Origin of the sequence: Azoarcus taiwanensis, assembly GCF_012910885.1 — a bacterium.
Lineage (GTDB): Bacteria > Pseudomonadota > Gammaproteobacteria > Burkholderiales > Rhodocyclaceae > Azoarcus_F > Azoarcus_F taiwanensis.
The window spans coordinates 1-2,918 of sequence record NZ_WTVM01000226.1 but is presented as its reverse complement, the minus strand read 5'-3'; the positions used below and the strand labels follow the sequence as shown (position 1 = coordinate 2,918).

The following is a 2,918-nucleotide window of genomic DNA, read 5'->3' as shown; positions in this document are numbered from 1 at the left end:
GCTGCGGCAGTAGCCGGGCTGGTCGGTGTAGTCGCCCGCCCCCGCGTCGCCGGGCCAGGCGGCGACGGTGGTGCCGATGCGGTCGATCACTTCGTCGGTGAGTTCGGCCTGCACGCGGCTGATCATGGTGCCGAGCTTGCGGGCGTCGATGAACAGCACCTCGCCCCGGCGCACGCTCTTGTCGCGGGTGAGGAACCACAGGCAGGCGGGGATCTGGGTGTTGAAGAAGAGCTGGCCGGGCAGTGCGACCATGACTTCGACCACGTCGGCCTCGACCATGGCGGCGCGGATGGCGCCCTCGTTGTTCTGGCTGGAGCTCATCGAGCCGTTGGCGAGCACGATGCCGGCGCGGCCCACAGGGTTTTCTTGATGTCGTTGATCATGAGCTCGGATTGGGTTGTCTTGCGGGCGAGGTTATCACTGCTCGGGAGAACGGTCTTGAATTCGGTCGGCGAGACGCGGGGCCGCTGACCACAACGCGGGTGCCGGGTGATGTTCATCAGAGCGCTTTAGGCACCGGCTCAGCCTGGTCCGTCTGCAAAAGCCCAGGGCACCCCAAACCATTCTTAAAGATTCTTTTTGTTTGACTCTTTTAAAGAGTCATCCTATATTCCTTTTAAAGGAATCCATGAATCATCAGCCTTTCTGGAGCAACCGACCATGAAGCGTCACCACCGCCTGATCGATTTGTCGCGTGAGCATTACGCCGCACTGAAGCTCGCCAAACGCCTCCGAGCTGCACCGGGCGCCGACGCCGGCCTGGCGGATCTGGCAGCCGAGGTTCGAGCCTTGCGAGGAGAACTGAAGCGGCATTTTGACGAAGAGGAAGAAACACTGCTGCCGATTCTGCGCAAATGCGACCCGGATGCGGCGGCGCAGTTGATGCACGAACACGGCGAGTTGCGCGCGCTGCTGGCGCGAACCGATGACGCCGACGCCCTGGCACGCCTCGGCACCCTGCTCGAGGCACACGTGCGCTTCGAGGAGCGCCGGATGTTCCCGTCCATCGAGGCCTGGTGGGCGGCCACCGAGGCCTCAATGAAGGAAGGACAACCCAGCGGCAAGGCACGAACCGCGGCGAAACGGGGAAAACCGTGCAAAGCGGACAGCACGAAGGAGACAAATCATGACGACCGTTATCAACACATGGCACCGGGATCACGCGAATTTCTCAACGCTGCTCGACATGCTCGAAGCGGAGGTTCGGTTGTTCAATGAGGCCGGCAACCCCGATTACGAACTGATGCTGGACATCATGTATTACATGACCCACTATCCAGACGTATACCACCACCCGAAGGAAGACCTGGTCTTCGCCAAAGTCGCGGCAATGGATCCCCGGGCGGATGAGGCGGTGCACACGCTGCTCGAGCAGCACGTTGTCCTCAAGCAAAGTGGCGCGCAGCTATGCGAGGCCTTGCAGGGCGCGGTGGACGGTGTCATGCAGCCACGCGACCGCGTCGGCCAATCGGCGGCCACGTACATCCGGTTTTTCCGTGATCACATGAGCAACGAGGAAAACATGATCATCCCACTGGCTCACAGACTGTTGAGCGAGGTGGACTGGGATGAGATCGAAGCGGTCGCCCCGGCTCAACAGGACCCACTGTTCGGTTCCGATGCCGTCGGCAAACGCTACGAACAACTTCAGCGCCGTCTTCTGGCGGTGTCGAGCGCATGACCGCCATCTAGCGCCCAGACCCGCGTTCGTCATGGCGACGCGGGTTTGCGCAACTCATGGAGGGCACGATGAAACTGACACGCCGTCCGGTGTTTCTCGACCTGACCAAAGTGCGCTTTCCGGTCGGTGCGATCACGTCCATCCTGCACCGTGTTGCCGGCGTCGTGCTGGCGCTGGTTCTGCCCTTGCTGGTGCTCGCGCTCGAGCGCAGCCTCGCGAACGAAGCGTCATACCAGTCGCTCTTTCTCCTTGCACGATCGCCCTGGATGCTGCCAGTACTGGCGTTGATGTGCTGGGCGCTTTGCCACCATCTTCTGGCTGGCATCCGCCATCTGTTGATGGACGCCGGCTGGGGCTCGTCCCTGATGGTTGCGCGGCGGACGGCGGTGATCTCACTGGTGGGCGGGGTGTTGCTGGCGCTGTTGTTGTTCGTGAGGGTGCTCTGATGAGACTGCTGAGCGGACAGCGAGCGTGGATTCTGCAGCGACTCAGCGCCGCCTACCTGTTGCTGGTGCTCACCGCGGGCATGGCTTGGCCGCTGGTTTTCGGCAGCCCCGGCTTCGATGCCTGGCGCAGTTTCACGGCCCATCCGGCGGGCGCACTGACGCTGCTGCTGTTCTACGCCGCGATGTTCCTACATGCCTGGGTCGGGTTGCGCGACATCGTGCTCGACTATGTGCATGCGTTCGCGGTGCGCGCAGTGCTTCTGGTTGCCATCGCAGGCGCTTTGCTAGCACTCGGTGGGTGGACGGTGCTCATCCTGGTCGCCGCGCGCGGCACCGGCTATTGAAGGAGCACGACGGATGCGAATTTCGGCTTATCGATTCGACCCTGACGTTGGTACTTCGCCGTTCATGCAAGACTACGAGGTGCCGCTGGAGCATGGGGACAGAATGCTTCTGGACGTTCTCGTGCGGCTGAAGGCGATGGATGACACGCTGTCGTTCCGGCGGTCGTGTCGTGAAGGGATCTGCGGCTCCGATGCGATGAACATCAATGGGCGCAATGGCCTCGCATGCATCACGCCCATCGCGGGCCTGCAGGAGCCGGTCAAGCTGCGCCCCTTGCCGGGCTTTCCGGTCATCCGCGATCTCATCGTCGACATGACGCTGTCAAGGGCAAGCGAATTTTCCCCAGTGTGGTAATTCAAATTTCCCCACCCGGTTGGGTTTGCTCGTCAAATGAGCGGACGAGTCCGGATTTGAGCTTCTCCTTGAGGCGATAGGAGTTGCCGCGG

Annotated in this window: 5 protein-coding genes and 1 pseudogene; 5 read left to right on the top strand and 1 reads right to left on the bottom strand. The window is 61.9% G+C overall.

All coding sequences use genetic code 11. From position 1 onward, the window contains the following. On the bottom strand, positions 1-357 hold a 357-nt coding region (locus GPA21_RS19740; protein WP_339379829.1), incomplete at its 3' end, for an N-6 DNA methylase. 303 nt (positions 358-660) lie between these two features. Between GPA21_RS19740 and GPA21_RS19735 the strand changes: the two genes are divergently transcribed. From GPA21_RS19735 to GPA21_RS19715, 5 genes and pseudogenes are all read left to right on the top strand, one after another. Further along, positions 661-1,218: a hemerythrin domain-containing protein gene (locus GPA21_RS19735; RefSeq protein ID WP_168989776.1), complete on the top strand. Its 558-nt coding sequence runs from the start codon at positions 661-663 to the stop codon at positions 1,216-1,218. After that, a complete protein-coding gene (locus GPA21_RS19730; RefSeq protein ID WP_168989775.1) occupies positions 1,127-1,681 on the top strand; it encodes a hemerythrin domain-containing protein in 555 nt (184 codons plus the stop codon). Before GPA21_RS19735 ends, GPA21_RS19730 begins: the two co-directional genes overlap by 92 nt. Positions 1,682-1,749: 68 nt before the next feature. After that, positions 1,750-2,127: a succinate dehydrogenase, cytochrome b556 subunit gene (gene sdhC / locus GPA21_RS19725; protein WP_168989774.1), complete on the top strand. Its 378-nt coding sequence runs from the start codon at positions 1,750-1,752 to the stop codon at positions 2,125-2,127. Further along, positions 2,127-2,471, top strand: a complete 345-nt coding sequence (gene sdhD / locus GPA21_RS19720; protein ID WP_168989773.1) for a succinate dehydrogenase, hydrophobic membrane anchor protein — start codon at positions 2,127-2,129, stop codon at positions 2,469-2,471. Before sdhC ends, sdhD begins: the two co-directional genes overlap by 1 nt. Before the next feature lie 13 nt (positions 2,472-2,484). Next, positions 2,485-2,790, top strand: a pseudogene (locus tag GPA21_RS19715) (2Fe-2S iron-sulfur cluster-binding protein); the annotation flags it as partial. Positions 2,791-2,918: the final 128 nt, after the last annotated feature.